The sequence below is a fragment of the Pontibacter deserti genome (genome assembly GCF_023630255.1).
GTDB lineage: Bacteria > Bacteroidota > Bacteroidia > Cytophagales > Hymenobacteraceae > Pontibacter > Pontibacter deserti.
Map to the genome: position 1 here is coordinate 417,421 of NZ_JALPRS010000002.1, position 23,466 is coordinate 440,886.

Below are 23,466 nucleotides of genomic sequence, written 5' to 3' on the forward strand. Positions count from 1 at the left end.
AAGTATAAACTGTTTCGTGAGTCATTTTGGGATGTTAAAATTACGCAAAATCGGGTGGCAACCCAAACTATAAGCAGTTCATTTACCAACACACTTACCAACAAAAAAGCAGCGAAAATAGTCCCGCTGCTCCTGAATAGTTTTGAAGTATAACCTAGGTTTATCTATACCGCTGGGCTTCTTTTTCTTCCTCATCAACCTGTTCGTTTACCACAAAAAGCTTGCGGGTAGGGTAGGCAAACTCAATGCCCCTCTGCTGAAACTCCTGGAAAATGCGCAGATTGATTGTTTGCTTTATGTCCATGTGGGTGTTGTAGTCCGATGTAAGCGCGTTGTAAACCACCACAAAATCAAGGGAAGAATCGCCGTAGGTAGAAAAGTGAGCACGATCAAACGCCACCTGTTTCTGCTCTGTTATAATCTTTTTCAGCAGGTCCGGAATAGCTTTCAAATTATCCACTGAAGTCTCGTAAGCTACACCAAGGGTAAACTCTACCCGGCGTTGTTCCAGACGCTTGTAGTTATGAATACGGGACCCTGTCAAATCACTGTTTGAGATAATAAGCTGCTCTCCGGTAAGGCTTCTGAGGCGCGTTGTTTTTACTCCAATGTGCTCGATGGTACCGTTTTTATCGCCTACTGCAATGGAATCGCCTACTTCAAAAGGACGGTCCAGGAAGATAACAAAGTAGTTGAAAAGGTCACCTAGGATGTTTTGGGCTGCCAGTGCCACGGCTATACCACCAATACCCAACCCTGCAATGATGGCGGTCAGGTCATAGCCCATGTTATCAAACAGAAAGCCAAGCCCAAGTCCCCAAACCACAATGTTAATGATGAGGCTTATTGCCCCCATTTCGTTCAGGTGGCTCTTGTCCTGGTACTTCCTTTTAAAGTATGACCGGATCAGCAGCACCAGTGTAGACGTTACGAACCGGATGATCATGAACGTGATGGCTACAGTTGCGGCTATCGTAACGATCCTTGTAGCACTGGGTGTAAGCTTCAGGTAATTGATCCCGAGGTAGATAACTATAAAATGCAGAACAGGAATGCCAAAACGGGCAAAGCTGCTGACTACAAAGTTGTCGAACTTGGTGTGGGTATTTTCAGTCCATCGCTTAATCCTGGACAGAACGGATTTCCTAAAAACAGTAATGATTAAAGACCCTATCAGGATGATTCCAAGAGAAATAAGGTAGTTTTCAACAGTGTTGTTAAAGTATATGCGATTTAAGAATTCATTCATGAAGTATACATTTTCATTTGCTGTACATTATACCTGCTTAAAAAGTATGGGTTACCATTATTGAATGGTACTTTCTCTTAACGAAAATTACTAGGTGTAATTTTGATCAGGTAAAAAATAGATAAAACCGCATTGTACAATTTTATAACTCAGGACAGGCTAGAGCGCGTAAGCTTAAGTTCATATGTAAGTGGTGCAGCAGACAAGAATGGGAGCAGAGAATAAATCTAAAAACTTGGGTGGCATGTTCAGGGCGTTGCGGTACCGTAACTACAGGCTCTTTTTTGTGGGGCAGGGTATTTCGCTTATCGGTACCTGGATGCAGCAGATCGCGCTGAGCTGGCTCGTGTACCGCCTCACTGATTCTGTCTTCCTGTTGGGTGCTGTTACCTTCTCCAGCCAGATTCCTTCATTTATACTTGGACCTTTTGCCGGTGTTATTGCCGATAAGTTTGAGCGGCGCAAGGTGCTGGTCGTAACGCAGGCGCTATCAATGTTGCAGGCCTCTACACTGGCTGCCCTGGTGCTTACCGATACGATACAAATCTGGCATGTGCTTACGCTGAGCGCGCTGCTCGGAACTATAAATGCGTTTGATATTGCTACCCGGCAGGCTTTTGTAGTACAGATGGTGGACCAACGCGAAGACATCAGCAATGCCATTGCGCTCAATTCCTCTATGTTTAATATGGCGCGGCTTGTCGGGCCATCCGTTGCCGGTTTGCTGATTGCGGCCGTTGGGGAAGGGGTCTGTATTCTGATCAATGCGGTAAGCTATATTGCTGTTATCGCCTCGCTGTTGCTGATGCAGCTAAAACCTTTTGTGCGGGAACAGAAAGAACACAAAGTATGGCAGTCGTTGCAGGAAGGTTTTGCTTATAGTTACAATTTCGCCCCGATTAAGGCGCTTATACTTATCGTGGGTTTGATCAGTTTATTTGGGATGCCGTTTAGTGTGCTGCTGCCTGTTTTTGCGCGCGATATTCTGCATGGTGGTGCTAATACGCTGGGTTTCCTGATGGGAGCTTCGGGAGTAGGTGCATTAGCCGGCGCCTTGTTCCTGGCGCAACGCAAGTCAGTTGTAGGCTTGGGCAAAGTGATCGTGTTTACTATGCTGCTTTTTGGTTTTGCGCTGATTGCCTTCTCTTTCTCTAAAGTGCTGGTTGTTTCGTTGTTATTGATGTTACTTACTGGGTTCGGGATGATCGTGACGATGGCTTCGTGCAATACGCTGCTGCAAACTATAGTGGAAGACGACAAACGGGGCCGCGTGATGAGCCTATACGCGACAGCGTTTATGGGAATGGCACCCATCGGAAGTATGCTGGCCGGTGCAGTTGCCGAGATCATTGGGGTGAGCTATACCTTGGCAGGCTGCGGATTGCTTTGCGCCATAAGTATAATTCCGTTTGCCTTGAACCTAAGCCGCTTACGGCAAATGGTAGAACCCATTTACCAGCGCCTGGGTATTGTGCCAACTATAGCTACCGGCCTGCAAACGGCCTCAAACTTAACAGCGCCGCCTGAAGAGAGATAGAAACTCGTTAATGGCTGTCGTTACTCATTAATAGCGTGAACAGAAGCTACAGATATAAGCCCTATAAACTATAAAAGCCAGCAATAGCGCTGGCTTTTATAGTTACTATATACTTGCTTGTTGAACCGGATAACGAGTAACAAACAACGAATTACTAGTTCTTCTTCTTGATCAGGAGTTTCTCACCCGGCTTCACGTTGAAGTCAGATTTCTTGTTCCACTCCATGATGTCTTTTATAGTTACACCATACTTGCGGGAGATCTGGTACATACTTTCGCCGGCAGCTACGGTGTGATAGGTATCAGCAGTTAATGTTTGAGTTGGAGCTTCTTCAGTAACCGGTGCAGTTTCTTTGGTTGTGTCTGCTGGTTCGCCTTTAGGAGCTGCTACACGTAATTGCTGGCCTATAGAAAGTACTCCTTCGTTAAGGTTGTTCCACTGCTTCAGTTCATCGAGCGTTACATTATACTTCTTGGAGATCTGGTAAAGAGTTTCGCCAGCTGCTACCGTATGGAACTCAACTTTCGCTTCCTGTACTTCTTCAACTTCAACTGCAGTAACATCAACTTCCTGTATTTCGGTAGCTGTTAATGGCTCTGCAATGATCAGTTCCTGGCCAAGTTTCAGTGGTCCTTCTGTTAACTTGTTCCATTTAGTAAGCTCAGCAACTGTTACATTATAAGTTTTAGAGATACTATAAAGTGTCTCGCCTTTGGCAACCACGTGCTTTGCAGATTTTGTAGCCGGGGCTGCTGCTTCAGTAGTGCTAACAGGTTCTTCCTGAGGTACATTCTTAACCGGTACTTCTTTTACGGTCTCTGTTTTAGCAGGTGTAGCCTGTGGTTTTGGCGTAGCTGCAGGCGTAGACTTAACCGGAACAGTTTCTTTAGAAGGAGCGGTTTCCTGGTTAGGTGTAGTTGCAGCAGGTTTTGCAGGTGTTCTACGACCCGGGTAAATAGCCTCACGGGCTACTGGCTGGGCTAGCTGCTCTTCAACTACAGCTGTTTCGGTAACAGGCTCAATGTCTTGCACAGCTTCCACTACATCAACTTTAATCAGTTCTTCTTCTGCAGCAGGTGTTTCAGTTTTAACTGGCGCAGGCTGCTTTTTATTTTTCTTGAAGCTGTTGATGAAACGGGCAAAGAAGTTTTCGTTCGACTTCTGGCTGGCAGCAGTGGTTTTACTAACCGGTTTTACTTCGTTGGCGGCCATTTCCTGCTTGGCGGCGGTTTGTTTGTCAAGAGAGCGCACTTCTACCTCTTTGGTAAACGGACGACGCTTCTGTAGCCATAGCACACGACCCGGTACCGGCACTTCGTTACGGCTCATGCGGTTTTTAAATACCAGTTGCTTAAGCTGTATACCATAATGCTGTGAGATCATCTGCATCGTTTCGCCAGGCTGCACCACGTGGAACTCAGCAGTAGCACTTGTGTGCTTTTTCTCGGTGTAATAAGCTGCTCCTGCCTCAATGTTATCGAAGCTGCGCAGGTCGTTATACTTCAGGAATTTACGGGTGGAGATACCAGCCTGTAATGCCAGCTTATCTTTAGTATCGCCAGCGCGGGCAACCAATGCATTAAGGCCATTACGTGTTACCATTACGGCTGCCGCATTGCTCGAATTTTGCTTGCTGGTTGTAGCAGGTAGTTTCGATGTATTTTCGTTTGAAGCGATCAGCACGCGCTCTTCGCCACGTACCGGAAGCATTACATAATAATCCTTATCCGAAGGAATGGTGCTGCCCAATAGCCATCTGTTATACTTCTCAAGCTCCGTAAAATCTGCTTTATGATCAAGAGCAATCTCGGCAAGGCTCTGACCCGGAGTAGCGCGTAACGGACGCAGCGCAATAGCTGGTTTGGTGGTTTTACCTACAAAGTTTTCATAAGCAATTTTATGTGCCAGAAAAGTCAGCAGGTAAGGATGTGTCTTCTCTGTGATTTCCATTTTTTTAGCACCGATATCGGAAGTTTTTGTCTCCGCTTTGGCACCACTATAGCCCAGGTAATATGAAAGTATAGAGTTAAACCAGTTATTGTAATAGTTGTTGCTACGCTTAAAATACTTGGCGGCGCCACGGCTGGCTTCCATAATATGCTTGCGCTCATCAATTACATTATCCACGCGCAGGTTAAAATCAGAAGCGGCTTCGCGCTTAAACTGCCAGTAACCCACAGCATTAGAAGTCGAAACAGCATCGCCTATTAAACCGCTTTCCTGCAACGACAGGAATTTCAGGTCAACAGGTACGCCTTCTTCTTTAAAGATCTGGTCTATCAGCGGAAAATAAGCATCAGCTAATTCCACTTTTGCCTGAAAATAGGCCGGGTGCTTGTGCAGGGCATCTACTTTTTTCTGTAGTTCCTGTTGGGCGCCATCCGAGATGGTTAAATGTATATCTGCGAAGTATACATTTTTAGGCACTGTTACAGTTTGCTGTGCCCAAACAAGCAGGGGCAAAAACAATAAAATAAGAAGGGTAGAGATTTGTCTCATAAAAAGGTAATTATACTTTGGCTAATGGTATTCGGGCTATAGTTGCTGTTGAGGCAACCGGGAGTAATAGGCTAAGTTATAGTTTGTTCTATATAGAAATACCCATTTGCAAAAATAACGCAAAAAGGCTGGCATTATGAAACTGTAGACTAAGTTTTTAATATAAAATAATTGCTAAGTATAATATTTTGGATTGAACCTATTGAAAAGCAGAAATGGTCAGAAAAGCTGTCACTTCCCTGACCATTTCCAGATATAATCTGCTACGTGCTGGGCTTTACTTCTTCCGGGCAATCAATAACCCATCCCGCACCGGCAGCAGGATATTTTCCACACGTTCATCGTCGTGCACCTTTTTGTTGAAGGCCAGTAAAGCAGCGGTGTCTTCGTCAAGCTTCTTTCTATACTTTGCCAGTACCTTACCGCTCCAGAGCACATTGTCAGCAATAATGTAACCACCCGGCCGTACTTTGTCAATTACCAGGTCGTAGTAAGCAGCGTTGTTAATTTTATCGGCATCTATAAAAACCAGGTCGAGGGTGGCATCTATCGTTGGGATGATGTCGAGGGCGTTTCCAATGTAATATTTTATACTTTGCGTCAAGCCGGCTTCTTCAAAATAGCCGCGCACCCGGTCTTCCAGTTCTTCGTTAATATCAATAGTATGCAATGTGCCGCCGGGTTGCAGGCCTTCTGCCAGGCAAAGTGCCGAATAACCAGTGTAAGTACCGATTTCCAGAATCTGCTTTGGCTGGATCATCTGCGAGAACATAGCCAGCAAACGCCCCTGCAAGTGCCCCGAAAGCATGCGCGGCTTCATTACGCTCAGGTGGGTCTGCCGGTTTACCTTGCGCAGCAGCTCACTCTCCGGCGATGTATGTTCTTCGGCGTATTGCTGTAGTTCTTCGTCAATGAATTCCATCTGTTTAATTGTTAAATGGTTGGATGGTTAAATTGTTGGTTTTGGAATTAACAATTTAACCATTTAGCAATGCAGCCATTAATTAGGCACGTAGTTCAGGAAGCTGAGTTGGTCTTCGCGGAGCACGTCATTGGCAATGTCAACCAGATCGCCAGCTTTTATACTTTTGATCTTGTCGAAGATCTCGTTCAGGGGTTCGACTTTGTTCTGGTCGAGTATACTTTTGCCCATCATCATCATCAGGCCCATGTTGCTTTCCTCAGCCATAGCTAACTGGCCCATCAGCTGCTCCTTAGCCGTGTGCAACTGCAAAGAACCCAGTGGCTTTTCGCGCAGCTTTTTCATCTCCTTCAGTACCAGCGAAGTGGTGCGTTTCAGCTGCTTCTTTTCTGTGCCAAAGTATATTGAGAACAGACCAGTGTCGATGTATGTGGAGTAATTGGCATCGATGGTATAAACCAGTCCATGTTTTTCGCGCACGGCCAGGTTCAGGCGTGAGTTCATCCCCGGGCCACCCAAAATATTTACCAGCATAAAGAACGGAATACGGCGGTCATCAGCCAAGGCATAGGCCGGGCAGCCAATTACACAATGGGCCTGCGAAATCGATTTTTCCAGCGTTATTGCCTTGGGCTCATACTTCAGGAACGGGCTACGCTTAAGTTGCTTGGTTATAGTTGGTATGTTGCTCAGGTATTTTTCTGCCAGCTTCACCACTTTTTCGAATGGCCAGTTACTAACCGAGCAGAAAGCCAATGTGTTGGTACTCAGGTTACGTTCTATAAAGTTTAGGAAATCCTGCTTCTGGAAACCGGAAACGCTTTCTTTAGAGCCAAGGATATTATTACCCAGCGGGTGACCGCTAAATATCACATTGTCAAACTCATCAACTATAGCTTCTTCGGGCGTATCGAGGTACATGGCCATTTCTTCCAGTATTACGCCACGCTCTTTCTCTATCTCTTTCTCTGGGAAAATGGACTGGAAAGTAATATCGGTCAGCAGCTCAAAAGAGCGCTCAAAGTGTTTATCCAGCACCGAACTATAAAAACAGATCTTTTCCTTAGTAGTATAAGCGTTCAGTTCGCCACCTACCGATTCCAGACTGTTAATGATGTGAAAAGATTTACGTTTGGCAGTTCCTTTAAAAGCCATATGCTCCCAGAAGTGGGCCAGCCCTTGTTCCTGCGGAAGCTCGTCGCGGCTGCCAATATCCATGATAAACCCGCTGTGGGCTATCTTGGTGTGGCTTACCTGCTTATGGATGATGCGGATGCCGTTTGGTAATGTATGAAGATGGTAATCAAGCATTCAGTTCTGAATTAGCCTGCAAAGGTACGGGAAAGTGAGGTTAGTTGAAAATTGCAATTTCTATTGTTTTGACTATCAGGAGTAATGTTTGTAGTGTATAGTATAGTTTCTAACTCTCATTTCGACTAGCAGGAGAAATCTTATATGTTCTATAGTTGAAGCTTTACCTAACCTGAACCGAAGCTATACTTCCATAGCTGCTTCCAACCCTGGGAGCTCAACAAGCCTATCGTTTCATTTTATACTTTGGTGCCCTCACGGCCGGGAGGCCCCGTCTTCGGGCATCGCGCTGCGCGAATCTCTTTTGCTCCTGCGGTCGCAATGCCTGCGGCACCAGATATTCACAAGGCGCTCAACCCAAAGACTGATATAGTTTCGATAGTTACTGCCTGAGCTATAGTTGGACAGATAAGCTTCGACTTTTCTCGTGGTTGTAGTTCTGTAGGGACAGGTCGCGACCTGTCCACTCGTGGTCTATAGCTATAAAACAATAACTGCAAACTATAGCAGTGTCAGCACTGTCCCCTTGAGGGGACTACAGGGTGTTAAAGCAGCAGCTATGAAACTATAACCGAAACTATAGCAGTAGCACAAAAGCTCCCCGCCTTAGACAAGGAGGGGATAAAGGGGTGGTTGGATCACAGTAACTATAAAACAATAAAGTCAACTATAGCAGCAACAGAATTTTATCTCTGGACTAAACTCAGAACTCCTTATCCCTATCTCCCCAAATTCCTGCCACCAACATTAATTACAAACCCGAGCGAGAAAACAGAATAGCCGGCTGTGAGCGTTTTACGGTTCTTCAGGCCGAAGTTACTGCCGCTGGTGTATTGCAATTGCACCGAAGGGTTCAGGGTAAGGCGGGTATAGAAGATTGGCTCCAGGAAAATGTTATCTTCCTCTTTACCAGCTACACCATTAAGTTTATAGTTGTGCATGTTTACGTAGCTGGCGCGCAGGGCAGTGCCATAGTTCAGTGGGAACTCGCGGCTGAGCAGGCGCAACGACTTCTTCTTTTTAGAAGTGAAATTTACCTGTACAAAGTATTTGCTGAAGTTGGCCTCGTGGCGGGTGTAAATCATTTCGCCGGTTTCATCATCTTCATCTTTTTCGGTACGGTCGCTGGAGCCAGTGCCAATGCCTCCATAAACTTCAAGTATGCGTCTGCCTTCAGGTCCGAAAGTAGTAAAGTAACCGCCGCCGGCTTCCAATAGGTTATGCCTGAAATCGCGCTTGCGGCGCTCGCTGTTTAGCATGGAACCGTTGAGCACTACAGCAAAGTGATCAGAAACGGCATAGGCTGTATTAAAAGTAATATTTCCTTTGGGGGTAACATGCCCGCCGGCACTCAACTCACCTTTCTCGGTAAACATGGGCACGTTTGGCACGTTGGGCATATATGTTGATACACAACCGGATAACAAAAAAGCAATTCCGAAACTTAAGAGTAGTATAGATTTTTTCATGTACTTGTATTAGCAGGTATCGTCCCGCTTGTCCTTCTTTAAATTAATTTCCCTGCCAGAGCAAAGCGTAGCACTATACGTTGCAGCGCCGGAGTTAAGACACACAACGATGCATTTTACAAAATATTAAGTATAGCTATACTTCATTTTTAAGAAATTTAGTGAACGGAAACCGGAGTTATAGTTCATCCCGGTTAAAGTATACTTAAGCGGTTTTCAAGTATTGGCATTAAGCCGTAGCTTTGCCAAATGCAGCCATCCGAGATTAAAAAAATACTTGTCATCCAAACCGCTTTTCTGGGAGATGTGGTGCTGGCTACCGCATTAATTGAGAAGCTACATGCTACTTACCCAAATGCGCAGCTTGATTTCTTATTAAGAAAAGGAAACGAAGGACTGCTGAAAGACCACCCGCTGCTGCACCAGGTACTGATCTGGAACAAGCTGGAAGGCAAGTATAAAAGCCTCTGGAAACTGTTGCGCCAGATCCGCTCCGAAAAGTATGATGTGGTAGTGAATGTGCAGCGTTATGGCGCTACCGGCATGCTAACCGCTTTCTCAGGAGCTGAACGGACTTTTGGCTTCGATAAAAATCCATTCTCACGTTTCTTTACCCGCCGTTACTCCCACGATATGGAAAGTGGCGCCCATGAAGTAGAGCGTAACCAGTTACTTATTAGCAGTATAACTACAGGCCCGGCAGCCAAACCAAAGCTTTACCCGTCGGAGCAGGATTACGAGAAAGTACAGCCGCACAAAACCATACCTTATATATGTATAGCGCCAACATCGGTGTGGTTCACGAAGCAGTACCCAGCCGAGAAATGGGTTGATTTGCTGAATAGCCTGCCGACTAACTATAAAGTATACTTGCTGGGCTCTCCTGCAGATAAAGTCCACGCTGAACAGATAATGCAAAAAGCACTGCACCCAAATATGGAAAACCTGTGCGGACAGCTAAACTTGCTGCAATCGGCGGCGTTGATGCGTAATGCCGTGCTTAACTATGTAAACGACTCCGGGCCGATGCATCTGGCCACTTCAGTTAACGCGCCAACCTGCGCCATATATTGCTCTACAGTTCCGCGTTTTGGTTATGGGCCGCTGGCTGATTTTGCAAAGATAGTAGAGAAAGAAGAGCCGCTTTACTGCCGCCCATGTGGTCTACATGGTTACAAAGCTTGTCCCGAAGGCCATTTTAAATGCGCCCACGATATCCGTAATGAGCAATTGCTGCATGTGCTTGAATTGGCAAAAGTATAATGTAGTTTTTCGTGTTTCGAAAATCTTTAACCGGGTAAAAATGTACATTTAAAATCGGAATACGAAACACCAAACACGACACACGAACTATAAAATACAGCCTATCACTTCATCTTTTAGAGATAAGTTTTAACTTCGTACATCAAGACTACAGGATATACTCCTGTGCTTTCATAAAACCAGATAAACTGAACTATGAGATACCTGCCGATCAGCAACGAATTGTTTGTGCATAACCGCCGCAACTTTGTAAAAGAGCTGAAACCATCTTCCATCGCCATCTTCAACTCCAATGATGTAATGCCAACTAACGCGGATGGCAGCATGCCGTTCCGTCAGAACAACGACCTGTTCTATCTGTCGGGTGTGGACCAGGAAGAAAGTATACTTTTAATTTTCCCGGATGCGAAGGACCAGCGCATGAAAGAAGTACTGTTTGTGCGCGAAACCAACGACCACATTCTAACTTGGGAAGGCTACAAACTAACCAAGCAGCAGGCACAGGAAGTATCGGGCATCAAAACTATACTTTGGACGCACGAGTTTAAATCGGTGCTGAACACGCTGATGGCCGAAGCAGAGCACGTGTACCTGAACAGCAACGAGCACCTGCGTGCCGTAGTGGAAGTAGAAACCCGTGATGCCCGTTTCATTAAATGGGTGAAAGAGCGCTACCCACTGCACAAGTATGAGCGCAGCACACCAATTATGCATTATCTGCGTGCCATTAAATCAGAGCACGAAATAGCCCTTATCCGCAAGGCCTGCCACATTACCGAACTAGGCTTTAGAAGACTATTGAACTTTATTAAGCCGGGCGTAATGGAGTATGAGATTGAAGCAGAACTATACCACGAGTTTTTACGCAACCGTTCGCGCGGACCAGCCTATGGTTCTATTATTGCATCGGGGGCAAATGCCTGCATCCTGCATTATGTAGATAACAACCAGGAGTGTAAAAATGGCGACATGTTGCTGATGGACTTTGGTGCCGAGTACGCCAATTATGCCTCTGACCTGAGCCGTACCATACCAGTAAATGGTACGTTTACGTCTCGCCAACGCGATGTTTATGAAGCTGTGTTGCGTGTAATGAAAGCTGCCACTGCCATGCTGGTGCCGGGCAATACACTGGATCAGTATCATGCATTCGTAGGTACCGTTATGGAAAACGAGCTGATCCGACTTGGCCTGCTGAACGAGAACGATGTGCGTAACCAGGATCCTGCTGCACCACTTTACAAGAAATATTTTATGCACGGAACGTCGCACTTCCTTGGATTGGATGTGCACGATGTAGGTAACAAATACCGCCCGTTTGAAGAGGGCATGGTGTTTACCTGCGAGCCGGGCATTTACATCTGGGATGAAGGTATAGGCGTACGTTTAGAGAACGATATACTGGTAACCAAAAACGGACCTATAGACCTGATGAAGGACATTCCGCTGGAAGCCGACGACATTGAACGCTTAATGAAACGATAATAAACTATAGAGATATAGCCAACTTTTTAAAGGCTGCCGGTCAAGTATCGGCAGCCTTTTTTACTGTCTTTTACCCGCTAAAAATACGTATACCTTAAATATATAGCGAAAAACAAAACCTTGTACTGTAGTATGAGTTTGATTAATAGGATACAATTCTAAGCCCAAGGAAAATGCACTATAGTTGCCAAAGCTTGTTTAAAACGTGATAAAAGTTTGACCTTAAACCTTTTGCTTATGAATAAACTTTACAATCTGAATAATCCTCTCTCCGTAATAAAGAATCTTTATTTCTGCTGTACAATTAATTATTGGCGTACGTATAAACCTGCTGTAAATATGTACGTATTGACATATCAACATATACTTAATAAAACTATGCGAACACAATTAACAAAATTAAGTACAATAGCTTTTGTGCTTGTATTTCTGTTATCAGCCAATACAGCCTTATTTGCACAAAATGCTGACAGACGGACAAACCTCCAGATATATGGTAGTGCTCTTCAATACAAAGGGGAGTTAGCAAACCAGATTTTTGAAAAAGATATGGAGTGGGGCGGGGGAATCTCGCTTAACCGTTATTTGAGCCCATCTTTTGATGCAGGCTTACACCTCACTTATGGCGGCGCTGATGCCACAAATGGATTAGCAAAAATGGATGCTAACATTGGTACAGCTATGCTTGGTCTTCGTCTGAAAATGTATGGCAATATTCTTAAAGAAGATGCCCTGATTGGACCATACCTGACAGTTGCAGGTGGTGCCGCATTTGCCTCAGCCGATGGTTCATTAGCCGATGGTAGCGCTTACGACGATAACTTTACAACAACTGCTTTATTAGGTGGTGCAGGTATTCGTATCCGTTTTAGCGATGGTGTAAGTGCTTTTGTGCAGTCTGGTTATATGCTAACCGGTAACGATGGTTTTGATGGTACTGAAGACGACGGCGATAACGATCGCTTTATGCAACACAATTTTGGTCTTGGCTTTAACTTAGGTAAAGCTGTAGATACTGATGCAGACGGTGTTGGTGACAGACGTGATAAATGCCCTGATACTCCAACCGGCGTACAGGTTGACAAAGAAGGTTGCCCTATTGACTCTGATGGTGACGGCGTAGCTGACTACCAGGATCAGTGTCCTACAGAAGCTGGCGTACAGAACCTGCAAGGTTGCCCTGATAAAGACGGTGATGGCGTAGCTGACAAAGATGACCAGTGCCCAGACGAAGCAGGTACTACTGCTACACAAGGTTGCCCTGATGCTGACGGTGATGGCGTAGCTGACAAAGACGACAAATGCCCTGACACTCCAGCTGGCCAGCAAGTAGGTCCGGATGGTTGTGCTACTGACTCAGATGGCGACGGTGTTGCTGATGACAAAGACATTTGCCCTAATTCTGCCGGCCCTGCTGAAAAAGGTGGTTGCCCTGAACTGGATGCTGCTACATTGAAACTGATGGAAGAAAAAGTTCGCTTCGAATTTGATCAGGCTCGTGTACAGGAAGGTTACAAACAACTACTGGATAGCATTGTAACTACACTTGAGAAATATCCTGACCATGTATTGTTGATCAAAGGTCATGCTGACCACATTGGTTCTGCAGAATACAACCAGGCATTATCTGAGCGCAGAGCACAAGCTGTTAAGGATTACTTAGTAGAGCGTGGTGTTCAGAACCCAGACAGATTAGTAACCCGTGGTTACGGCGAAACTCAGCCACTTGTAAAAGTAAATGAGCGACTGTCTAAACGCAGAACTGAAAGCGCAAGAGCTAAAAACAGAAGGGTAGGCTTCGAACTCAATACGCCGGACATGAAACTTGACATGGAATAAATTAGAATAGATTAGCGTCAATTCAAAAGCGCCCCGCTTCGGGGCGCTTTTTTTATGTTTCAGGTATAGATCTATACTTTAGATCAAAGTAACAATCTAGCCAGTAGTTCCTGTCCTTCCGGCCAATCGCCAATGTTGGAGTAAGAGTTGATGTGGCCTTTGGCACCAACGTTCACAAATTCGCTTCCCCACAGGTTTGCCAAATATTCTGCCCTTTCAATTGTCAGGTACTCATCATCGGAGCTTGCCACTAGCATAGATCTAAAAGGCAATTTGGTTTTTGGGAAAGGTGCAAAGTCCAGCACTTCCATTAACTCTACATCAACTTCTACTTCGGGCGGAGCCACCAAGAAAGCAGCTTTTATATTAGCCTTATACTTCTGAGCCCAGTGTGCTACAGTCATGCAACCCAGGCTATGTGCCACCAGCACAATCTCTTTACCCTGTACTTCTGATATTACTTTCTGTAGTTCTTCCACCCAATCCTTACAAACCGGGTTATCCCAGTCGGCTTGTTGCACCCGTATACTTTCAGGGTCTTTTTCCTGCCAATAAGTTTGCCAGTGTTCCGGCCCAGAGTTGCCTAAGCCCGGTATATGTATTATCTGCACTTCTGCCATGTATATTTTATAGTTTGCGATGCAAAGTAAGAATAATTTAGAATGGTGGAAGTATGGTTTTTATAGTTGGTGTTTACCCGCCCCAGCCCCTCTTAAGAGGGAATTGCTGCCTTTAGCTCTATCTATAAGTTATAGTTCTTAAATTATAGCTCTATTGTTGCCGTTTCAACACCCCTGTAGTCTCCTCAAGGGAACAATCCCCCTATCTTATACAGAGTTATTAGAAGCTATAGTACTATAGGTACAGACCATGAGCGGACAGGTTGCGACCTGTCCCTACGGATCTACATTGAAGGAAAAACTAAAAGCTTCTACTTCTCTATTAACTAAGGCAGCTACTATCATACTGATCACAGTCTTCGGGTTGAGCGCCTTGTAGATTTCCGGTGCCGAAAGGCATTGCGAGGCACGAGCAAAGGAAATGTACACCGCGCGATGCCCGAAGACGAAGCCTCCCGGCCTTGAGGGCACCAAAGCTAACTATGATAACTGTAGATAAGTAAAGCTCCCAGGGTTGGGAGAAGCTATGGAAGGATAAATTTGGTTTGAAAAATATAAGCTTCAACTATAGGACAATTAAGATCCCTCGGCTAATGCTCTGTATAACAAGAAAAAGAAAGTAATTAAGATCTACGCTGTTTTAGAGGCAAGCAAGTATAACACTGCCATTCTAATCGCAACACCATTTTCAACCTGATTTAGGATTATTGAATGATGGGAATCGGCAGCATCGGAGCTTAGTTCTACACCACGGTTTATCGGGCCAGGGTGCATGAGCGTGATCTCTTTATCCAGGCTGTCGAGCATTTTTTTGTCGATGCCATAGTATAACGTATACTCCCGAAGTGATGGGAAATACTTCATTTGTTGGCGCTCTAACTGAATACGAAGCACATTGGCTACATCGCACCACTCCAAAGCTTTCCGTACATCCAGTTCTACTTTCACGCCTAACTCTTTTATATATTTTGGCAGCAGCGTTATCGGGCCACAAACCATTACTTCAGCCCCTAATTTCTGCAAGGCAAAGATGTTGGATAAGGCTACACGTGAATGCAGGATGTCACCGATGATGACTATTCTTTTACCAGCTACTTCGCCATACTTCTCACGGATAGAAAAGGAGTCAAGTAAGGCTTGGGTTGGGTGCTCGTGGGTACCGTCGCCTGCGTTTACGATATTGGCATTTATGTGGCGGCTCAGAAAATGTGGGGCTCCCGGGCTGCTGTGGCGCATTACGATCATATCCACTTTCATGGCCAGGATGTTGTTTACCGTATCCAGTAACGTCTCGCCTTTTTTAACGGAGCTACTGCTGCTGCTGAAGTTGATTACATCCGCAGAAAGACGTTTCTCAGCCAGTTCAAACGAAAGACGGGTACGGGTTGAGTTCTCGAAGAAGACGTTGGCAATGGTAATGTCGCGCAGCGAAGGTACTTTCTTGATCGGCCTGTTCAGTACATCTTTAAAATTATCCGCGGTCTCAAAAATGAGCTGAATATCTTGCGGGGTGATGTCTTTGATGCCTAACAGGTGCCGGACGCTGAGCTCTTGCATGGTAAGAAATTAGTCTTCGGTTTTAGTGATCAGCCAGATATTGTCTTCCGGGGCTTGCTGCGCTTTCCACTCAACCAGTACCCGTTGGCTTTGCAGCGAATTTACCTGTCGGCCTACATAAGTTGCCTCAATTGGTAAATGGCGGGTGTAGAGGCGGTCTATCAGCACCAGCAGTTCCACGTTTGCCGGACGACCATAAGCGATCATGGCATCCATGGCAGCCCTTACTGAACGACCCGTATACAGCACATCATCAACCAGAATTACTTTTTTGCCTTCAATCAGGAAATCGATCTTAGTGGCGTTGGCAGTTAATGGTGTTTCGCGTCTGCGGAAGTCGTCGCGGTGGAACGTTGTGTCGAGGTAGCCGGTCGGTACTTGTTTGCCAAGTATAGTGGCCAGTGTTTGCTGTATGCGCTCTGCTACGTACTTGCCGCGTGGCTGCAGCCCAAGTATAACAGAATCAGAAAAGTCGCCGTGGTTCTCGATCAGCTGATGGCACAGGCGCATCACCATAATATCGAGCAACTGTTGGTTTACAATGAGTCTTTTCTGCATAACCGGAAGTATAGCTGCAAATATAGAAGAGTTATAGTTAATTGCTAAATGGTTGGAGAGTTTAATTGTTGATTGATGGTTGTTAATTGTTGAGTGGTTAAATGGCTTGATTGTTATATGATACAGTTAATTATGACTCTGTTAAATCTATAAACACACCAATTATCTGATCAATGAAGGAAATCAACTATAGTTTAACAATTAAGCCTTCAACAATTTAACCATTTAGCCATTCAACCATCAAAACGAAACCTTATTGATATAGAAAACCGTGCGGCTTCCGGAGCTGCTGCTCTTTACCTGATGCCACCCGAAAGCTGCAAAGTTTAAATTATACCAGCTTATTACCCCAGATACACTTGTCGATAAAATCTTATCATCTGTATTTTTAGGTAGTAACTTCAACTCGGTTTCTTTGTCGATGTAGGTGTCCTCATTCATTATTTTGTAATGAATTTCATCGTCATCAGGATAAGCAATCACAACTTTGCCTTTCGGGTCATACGCAACTTCTACGGTTGGCTTTAGCTCATAGCTCTCCATGTCTTTTAGCGGAAAACTATTATCCCAGAGTAATATTCCGTTTTTGTCGAATCCTAGTGCAATGGCTTGTGTACGACGGTACGTTTTAACATTATGGTTTAAGTAGCCATTTGAACCATAAGTGCGGGTAAAGCCACCATTCTGAGATTCGGAAAAGTATATTTCGGCGCTCAGAATGTAGCCATTGTTTGTCGGGTAAATATCGTGCAGCAATACGCGATACTGTATGCCTGGTTCTTTACCTAATTCAAGACGGGTTTTTTCCCGTTCCCGGGTCCGTTCTTCCCGCTTCGGTTTCATGTACCTGAAAAAGTTCTTGAGCTGCAGAAAACTATAGTAGCGCATGTCGTCAGGCTCAGCAGAAACTGGAGCAGTAAAAAAGCCTGTGGCATAGCGCAGGTTCCGGTTGGCGTAGTTGCCAATCAGTAACCCGGATTCCGTGTTGCCTGGTGTTATCTCTGCTGCTAATGGCCTTTTATCCGACCTTGCATGTATAAAGTAATTTTTAAGGAGCTTCCCATCAGCATCGAAGAACTTTGTCTGTATCCGCGAAACTCTGCCGTTAGACTCTGACATGACCACACTTAATTGCTGCTGCGGAGCATGGGCAAGAATATCAGAAAAAGAAGACTCAGCTCCATAAGTGGCAGGCAATGGTTTTACTTCTCCTGATTGCTCGTTGAGGTGCAGCAGTATAGGTGTGCTGTCTTTTTTTGAGCGGCAAACCATAAAATAGTTATCACCGATTACCTTAAAAACATAAATGGAATCGATGGTACTGATGTTGTATTCATGTTTTGTAACAGCTCCAGTGTTCATGTCTAGTTTCACAAACTGGAAATCATCGTCGGTTTCGCCGCTAAGCGCAACATAAGTAAATGGCGAAGTATAATAATGATTCATATACTTGCTGAGCTGGTAAAGCTCAACTTTTTTACTCCACACTGACTGGAGCTGCGGGTTATACTTCGTGAATTCGTAAGTAGGAGGAGTGGACCAGTTACCCTCTGTTCTGGTAAGTACCAAAAGGCTGCTGTCGGGTGTGGCCATTACTTCCACATTGGTTTTATAGAAGTCGAGGTCCAGTTCTATGCGGGCAGGCTGGGCAGGTTCTTGTGCAAGCAGGGGCGTAACAGCAAGCACAAGTATAAATAAGGGCAGTAAGCATACTTTGTACATATCGCTAAGTATAATATAGATTAGTACAGGGATAGTATAAATTGGCGGCTAAAGCTTTGTACTTGTTTTAGCCGCCAATCGTTGTTCTGCTGCCCGTAAATTTAAAGTATTGCCACTGAATTAGTTGCCTAATGCTAGTAGCACATCAAATTCTTCGGCGGTAAGCGGCATAACTGACAGGCGCGACTGGCGCAACAGGGCAATATTCTCTAAGCGCTTGTCTTTTTTTATCTGCTCTAAAGTAACCGGGTCTTTAAAATCGCGGAACGGAACCAGGTCCACAGCCATCCAGCGTGGGTCGTCAGAAGTTGGGTCAGGGTAAGCGGCTTTGTCTACTTTGGCAATGCCAACTATAGCCTTCTCAGATACACTGTGGTAGAACAAAACCATTTCGCCGGGTTGCATTTGCTGCAGGTTGTTACGTGCTTGGTAATTCCTAACGCCATCCCAACAGATGCGCCCGTCTCTCACTAAGTCTGCCCACGAATACGTTTCAGGCTCCGATTTTACTAACCAGTAATGCATTTGATTTTTGTAAGTATAAAAGTATGGTTGATTGAATTATAGTTTATAGTCTTTAGGAATTACCCTATGATGCTTTTGAATGATATGTTCTTTTCCTTCCTCGAATTTAAGTAGATTAAAACTTTCTTTAATTTCAGGATGTACTTCTTTAATAATTCTCCAGATTTTCTGACTTTTCTCTTCGTCAGTAGATTGTAGAATATGATAATTGTACCAATATGTAGCTCGTATGAAAAAGAAACCAAGTTCTTTAGTCCAGTAATGTTCACTTCCAGCATCTATAGTCCCATCTTTAGTTGAATACTGGTATATAGAGTATGCTTTGTCATCAACTTTTATTGAATGCTTTTTAACAAACTTAAATACTCCTTTATGACCAACATATGGGAATATATTATTGGCTTGATCAGGAGCTTTAGGATCAAAAAAATAGTTAAGAGAGTCGAATGGGCTGAAGTATTTTATAACAATTGCACTATCCGTTTCGTGTTTTTCGATCTCTAATGGTATATAAGATACTTCCTGAAGATCAGTTCTTATAACCTGCCAGTAAAATTCAGACTCTTTCTTATCGCAGGCAAATAAAGCAACAAAGCTAAATGCAAAAAGTATAGCCCTGCATTTTCTCACTTCTTCCGGTTCATAAAGTATAAACCTACTTCGCCCAGGAACATCACGATAAGTATACCATTCAGGAAGCCCCGCAGGAAATTGAAGAAATCGCCTTTAGGTTCGGCAACTATAAGTATAGCCAGCACTGCCAGTAGTGAGAACAAAATAATGGTACGGGTTCGGGCGCTAAGTTTTCGGTAACTGAACATGTTATTTAAGAGGGTCTCCGGTTACTTCTTCACGTTTCACTTTAAGCACCTCATTTTCCAGAGATACAATTTCTATCTGGTAACGCTGCTGCGGCTGACCTTCCGGTTTAATAGTTACCAGTATCTTGTCGTCGTCTAAAAACTGCCAGGTGCCCGGTTGTTCTTCCAGGCCATCGGCAGGGGCAATGGAGTAGTTCTTTAGAATGCCGCCTTTCTCCAGCATAAAGCCGGTTCTGCCACGCGACGGAGCAAAGTCGTAGGTGTTAGGGCGGTATGTGGTTATATCTCCCTGGTCTTCCTCAAAAGCATGTAGCCAAGTTTTGCCAATTAGTTGAGTTTCCAGTTTATTGGTTTTCTTACAGGTATTGGCCAGCAGCAGCAGGCACACCAGGCAAAGCAACGATGCGTATCTCATAAGTATAAGTTAGCTGCTAATTGCAGCATATTTTGTAAGCCAAGATAGGGATTTCTGCACTTATATAGAAGCACCTTAATATAAAGTATGGTTCAAGTGGTTTTCCTATCTTTGTAACTATACGATATAGGCCGTGGAAAATAAAAAAATCATACGACTGTTTAAGCTGGCTGCCGAGCTAATGGAGCTGCACGACGAGAACCCGTTTAAGATACGCTCTTACGTGAATGGCGCCGCCACTTTGGAATTAGTTGAAGAACCACTGGCAGGCATGAGCCAGGCCACGTTGGAAAGTATACAGGGTGTGGGCAAAGGCATTGCCGCCAAAATAATTGAGATAAACCAGACAGGTTCTTTTGCTGAACTGGATCAAATGCTGGCTGCCACACCTCCGGGCGTTGTAGAGATGCTGCGCATTAAAGGCATCGGTCCTAAAAAAGTGCGCACCATTTGGAAAGAACTGGGCACCGAAACCGTGGAAGAATTGCTGGATGCCTGCGAGCAAGACAAACTGAGCAAACTGAAAGGCTTTGGCACCAAAACCCAGGAAAACATAAAACAGGCGCTGCTCTTTACCCAGCAAAATCGTGGCAAACTACTGTATGCCGAAGCTGAACCAAGCGCTGAAGAACTGCTGCAAACTATAAAACAAGCCCTGCCAGATGCCAAAGTAGAAGTAGTAGGGGACGTGCGCCGCCGCATGGAAATTGTGGAAAGCCTGCAGTTTGTAGTGGCTACTGATAAGTATAAAGATGCCTGTGAAAAGCTTAGCAAGATTGATGTGCTGGAACAGGATGTGCGTAACTCTGGTCCACGCATCTGGCGCGGCAACTATAGTTTAAATGGCCTGGCTGTTGAAATAAGATTGGTTGATGATGCCTGCTTTGCCAATGAAGTGGTGTTACGGTCTGCTTTAGAAGCACACTTAACTCAGGTTTTTGCTGCCGGTAAAACTATGCTGAATGTGTTGCGCGAAGAGAACCACAAAACCGAAGAGGATGTGTACCATGCAGCAGGTATGGCCTACGTAGTTCCGGAACTGCGTGAAGGAACCAACGAGCTGCAACTGGCCATGGACAATAAACTGCCTAAACTGCTCGAACTCTCCGACCTGAAAGGTATACTTCATAACCATAGCACTTATTCTGATGGCGCTCATACTTTAGAGCATATGGCCACTTTTTGCCGCGACATGGGTTACCAATATTTAGGTATTTCGGATCACAGTAAAACGGCATCGTATGCAGGTGGTTTGCGCGAAGGTGATGTGCTGCGCCAGCAAAAAGAGATAGATGAGCTGAACCAGAAACTGGCTCCGTTCAAAATTTTCAAAGGCATTGAATCGGATATTCTGACTGATGGCTCCTTAGATTATGAGGAAGACATCCTGAAAACCTTCGATTTTATAGTTGCCAGCATCCACAGTGTGCTGAACATGGATGAGAAAAAGGCCACACAACGCCTGATCACAGCTATAGAAAACCCATACACTACCATGCTTGGCCACCCGACCGGCAGGCTGTTGTTGCGCCGCGAAGGTTACCCGATAAACCATAAAATGGTGATAGACGCCTGCGCTGCCAACAACGTCATCATCGAAATAAACGCTAACCCCTGGCGCCTAGACCTGGACTGGCGCCACGTACAATATGCCTTGGAACGCGGTGTAATGCTAAGCATAAACCCCGACGCACACCACACCAGCGGCTACGACGACATGAAATATGGCGTATTAGTTGGCCGAAAGGGCAGGCTTACCAAAGAAATGACCTTTAATGCCAAGCCGATAGAAGAAGTGGAAGCTTATTTTAACAAGCGGAAGGCGGGTATAGTTGGTGGTTGATAGTTATTAGTTATTAGTAAGATGTCATTTCGAGTGTAGCGAGAAATCTAAGTAGAATTCCAGATAGATCTCTCACTTAGTTCGAGGTGACAAAGTTTATACACTAAATTCGCTTCTGTCATTCTGGAAGAATCTTGTGTGAAGGGAGAGACAACTATAACTATAAAACTAAACCCTCTTATGAAAGTCAAGCTCACCCTGTTCGCACTGCTAATGATATGCTTTAGCTGTACCAGTAATGCTCAGAAAAAAGAACCAAACCTGTTCAACTTTAAGAACTATAAAACTATAACAGGAGCACCAAAAACTGAAAAGGATTCAGCTATAGTTTTTGTCAACTATATTCTTGATAATAACTATATGGAAGCAGAAAAGCTGTATCCGGACATGTTTAAGATTGATGTATCTCCTTACATGAACGAAGGCCCTGGCTATGAACCTTATTTAGGTTATGCAGGAGAGTTTATAGTTGATTATACTACGTCATATTCTAACATGGCTTTAGCAGTCTTCTTAGAAAATAAATACAGAGCATATGATGGAGTATATGATATGCTTTTGAGAGGAAGTGTAAATATGGATTCAACTAATCTTGCTGCTATTTTTCTACTTGCTAAGTTACGATATGAAAATGGTATAACTGATGATGCATATTTTCTGGTGCAGCATATGATTAATCAGGGACCTGAGAACAAAGAAGTTCAGAAAATCAATGCGTGGTTTAACAAGAACCATAAGCCTTTAAGTAATAATCTGCCGACATTGGAAAGATTTATGAAAGAAGAAGTGTTTTATCATGGTGATAGTCAGTAACGATTATTACTTAACCAAACATCTCCATTGCAAAAAGAGAAGCTTAAAATATTGATTATCCGGTTCAGTTCGATCGGGGATATAATTTATACTACACCGGTAGTCCGTTGCCTGAAGCAGCAGGTGCCGGGCGTGGAGATCCATTTCCTGACCAAGCCCGGTTTCAGGTTTATACTTGAAAACAACCCGTATGTTGATAAACTGCACCTGCTGCAGAACCACCTGAACGATACGATACAGGAGCTAAAAGCAGAGAAGTTTGATTATGTGATTGACCTGCACAACAGCCTGCGCTCGGTGCTGGTAAAGTATAAACTTGGTGTTAAATCCTCTACGTTCAAAAAGCAGCGCATCCGGAAAATACTGGCTCTCAAGTTTAAGCTGAATACAGTAAAGCCAACGCATTTAGTAGACCGCTACCTCGAAACAGTAAAGTTCTTAGGCGTAGTAAACGACCAGAAACCGGTTGATTATTTCCTGCCCGGCGACTATGATCTTAGTATACTTCTACCGGAAACGCACCAGCAGGACTATGTAGCTTTTATTATTGGTGCGACGCATTTTACCAAGCGTATGCCAAACGAGCAGGTAGTTAGCATTTGCCAGTCCTTAGATAAGCCTGTTGTGTTGCTGGGCGGAAAAGATGTAGAAGAAAACGGTGCAATTATAGCGCAAGTTGCCGGCGAGAAAGTATACAATGCCTGCGGTAAACTGAATATGAACGAATCGGTGTACGTGGTAAAACAAGCTGCAAAAGTAATTGGTTTTGATACCGGACTAACGCACATTTCCGAAGCTTTTAACAAAGAACTGGTTACCATCTGGGGGAGTACCGTGCCAGAACTACTGGGCGTACAGCCTTACCAGGTTACCAAACACTACGAAGCAGGAGTAGAGTTACCATGCCGCCCGTGTACTAAATTCGGAAGATCAGAGTGCCCGCTTGGCCACTTTAAATGCATGCGCGATATAGACGAGAAAGCTATTGTAGATTTTGTGAACAGAGAAGTATAATAA

At 44.5% G+C, this 23,466-nt stretch carries 20 protein-coding genes; 7 read left to right on the plus strand and 13 right to left on the minus strand.

From position 1 onward, the window contains the following. Positions 1 to 160: 160 nt before the first annotated feature. Complete coding sequence (locus MJ612_RS13880) at positions 161 to 1,249, minus strand: mechanosensitive ion channel family protein (protein WP_187031215.1); 1,089 nt, start codon at positions 1,247 to 1,249, stop codon at positions 161 to 163. Between the two features lie 193 nt (positions 1,250 to 1,442). On the opposite strand from MJ612_RS13880, the gene MJ612_RS13885 reads away from it, so the two are divergent. Next, entirely contained in the window at positions 1,443 to 2,786 is a 1,344-nt protein-coding gene (locus MJ612_RS13885; RefSeq protein WP_250419193.1) for an MFS transporter, read from the plus strand. Positions 2,787 to 2,940: 154 nt separating this feature from the next. Here the strand turns inward: MJ612_RS13885 and MJ612_RS13890 are convergent, their stop codons facing one another. The 4 genes from MJ612_RS13890 to MJ612_RS13905 all read right to left on the minus strand — a co-directional run bounded on the left by MJ612_RS13890 (position 2,941) and on the right by MJ612_RS13905 (position 8,988). Beyond that, positions 2,941 to 5,286, minus strand: coding sequence for a LysM peptidoglycan-binding domain-containing protein (locus tag MJ612_RS13890; protein ID WP_187031213.1), 2,346 nt, complete (start codon positions 5,284 to 5,286; stop codon positions 2,941 to 2,943). A gap of 277 nt (positions 5,287 to 5,563) precedes the next feature. After that, positions 5,564 to 6,208 carry an O-methyltransferase gene (locus MJ612_RS13895; RefSeq protein ID WP_187031210.1) on the minus strand — a complete coding sequence of 215 codons (645 nt, stop codon included), beginning with the start codon at positions 6,206 to 6,208 and terminating at the stop codon, positions 5,564 to 5,566. 78 nt (positions 6,209 to 6,286) lie between these two features. Continuing rightward, positions 6,287 to 7,519, minus strand: a complete 1,233-nt coding sequence (locus MJ612_RS13900) for a M16 family metallopeptidase (protein WP_187031208.1) — start codon at positions 7,517 to 7,519, stop codon at positions 6,287 to 6,289. Positions 7,520 to 8,238: 719 nt separating this feature from the next. Next, on the minus strand, positions 8,239 to 8,988 hold the full coding sequence (locus MJ612_RS13905) for a hypothetical protein (RefSeq protein WP_187031207.1): 750 nt from the start codon (positions 8,986 to 8,988) through the stop codon (positions 8,239 to 8,241). A 249-nt stretch (positions 8,989 to 9,237) separates the two neighbouring features. Here MJ612_RS13905 and MJ612_RS13910 point away from each other — a divergent pair, with 249 nt between their 5' ends. The 3 genes from MJ612_RS13910 to MJ612_RS13920 all read left to right on the plus strand — a co-directional run bounded on the left by MJ612_RS13910 (position 9,238) and on the right by MJ612_RS13920 (position 13,575). Beyond that, positions 9,238 to 10,251: a glycosyltransferase family 9 protein gene (locus MJ612_RS13910; RefSeq protein WP_187031205.1), complete on the plus strand. Its 1,014-nt coding sequence runs from the start codon at positions 9,238 to 9,240 to the stop codon at positions 10,249 to 10,251. Positions 10,252 to 10,446: 195 nt separating this feature from the next. Continuing rightward, the gene (locus MJ612_RS13915; RefSeq protein ID WP_187031203.1) at positions 10,447 to 11,736 is read left to right on the plus strand and encodes an aminopeptidase P family protein; all 1,290 of its coding nucleotides are present in this window, start codon (positions 10,447 to 10,449) and stop codon (positions 11,734 to 11,736) included. A 378-nt stretch (positions 11,737 to 12,114) separates the two neighbouring features. After that, entirely contained in the window at positions 12,115 to 13,575 is a 1,461-nt protein-coding gene (locus MJ612_RS13920) for an OmpA family protein (protein ID WP_187031201.1), read from the plus strand. Positions 13,576 to 13,658: 83 nt separating this feature from the next. On the opposite strand, the gene MJ612_RS13925 is transcribed toward MJ612_RS13920, so the two are convergent. From MJ612_RS13925 to MJ612_RS13960, 8 genes are all read right to left on the minus strand, one after another. Continuing rightward, positions 13,659 to 14,195 carry an RBBP9/YdeN family alpha/beta hydrolase gene (locus MJ612_RS13925; protein WP_187031199.1) on the minus strand — a complete coding sequence of 179 codons (537 nt, stop codon included), beginning with the start codon at positions 14,193 to 14,195 and terminating at the stop codon, positions 13,659 to 13,661. 630 nt (positions 14,196 to 14,825) lie between these two features. Then, a complete protein-coding gene (locus tag MJ612_RS13930; RefSeq protein ID WP_187031197.1) occupies positions 14,826 to 15,752 on the minus strand; it encodes an aspartate carbamoyltransferase catalytic subunit in 927 nt (308 codons plus the stop codon). A gap of 9 nt (positions 15,753 to 15,761) precedes the next feature. Beyond that, positions 15,762 to 16,310 (minus strand): bifunctional pyr operon transcriptional regulator/uracil phosphoribosyltransferase PyrR, encoded by a 549-nt coding sequence (gene pyrR / locus MJ612_RS13935; RefSeq protein ID WP_187031195.1) that lies wholly within the window; start codon positions 16,308 to 16,310, stop codon positions 15,762 to 15,764. A 240-nt stretch (positions 16,311 to 16,550) separates the two neighbouring features. Then, entirely contained in the window at positions 16,551 to 18,032 is a 1,482-nt protein-coding gene (locus tag MJ612_RS13940) for a hypothetical protein (RefSeq protein WP_187031193.1), read from the minus strand. Between the two features lie 120 nt (positions 18,033 to 18,152). Then, a complete protein-coding gene (locus MJ612_RS13945; protein WP_187031191.1) occupies positions 18,153 to 18,557 on the minus strand; it encodes an EVE domain-containing protein in 405 nt (134 codons plus the stop codon). Between the two features lie 36 nt (positions 18,558 to 18,593). Further along, positions 18,594 to 19,187: a hypothetical protein gene (locus MJ612_RS13950; RefSeq protein ID WP_187031189.1), complete on the minus strand. Its 594-nt coding sequence runs from the start codon at positions 19,185 to 19,187 to the stop codon at positions 18,594 to 18,596. Continuing rightward, positions 19,184 to 19,378, minus strand: a complete 195-nt coding sequence (locus MJ612_RS13955; RefSeq protein WP_187031187.1) for a hypothetical protein — start codon at positions 19,376 to 19,378, stop codon at positions 19,184 to 19,186. The genes MJ612_RS13950 and MJ612_RS13955 overlap by 4 nt, the downstream gene beginning before the upstream one ends. A gap of 1 nt (position 19,379) precedes the next feature. Then, the gene (locus MJ612_RS13960) at positions 19,380 to 19,793 is read right to left on the minus strand and encodes a hypothetical protein (RefSeq protein WP_187031185.1); all 414 of its coding nucleotides are present in this window, start codon (positions 19,791 to 19,793) and stop codon (positions 19,380 to 19,382) included. Positions 19,794 to 19,926: 133 nt separating this feature from the next. Here MJ612_RS13960 and polX point away from each other — a divergent pair, with 133 nt between their 5' ends. The 3 genes from polX (at position 19,927) to MJ612_RS13975 (ending at position 23,463) form a co-directional block, all read left to right on the plus strand. Next, a complete protein-coding gene (polX, locus tag MJ612_RS13965; RefSeq protein ID WP_187031184.1) occupies positions 19,927 to 21,636 on the plus strand; it encodes a DNA polymerase/3'-5' exonuclease PolX in 1,710 nt (569 codons plus the stop codon). A 180-nt stretch (positions 21,637 to 21,816) separates the two neighbouring features. Further along, the gene (locus MJ612_RS13970) at positions 21,817 to 22,449 is read left to right on the plus strand and encodes a hypothetical protein (protein ID WP_187031182.1); all 633 of its coding nucleotides are present in this window, start codon (positions 21,817 to 21,819) and stop codon (positions 22,447 to 22,449) included. A gap of 27 nt (positions 22,450 to 22,476) precedes the next feature. Then, positions 22,477 to 23,463, plus strand: coding sequence for a glycosyltransferase family 9 protein (locus MJ612_RS13975; protein WP_187031180.1), 987 nt, complete (start codon positions 22,477 to 22,479; stop codon positions 23,461 to 23,463). Positions 23,464 to 23,466 lie beyond the last annotated feature (3 nt).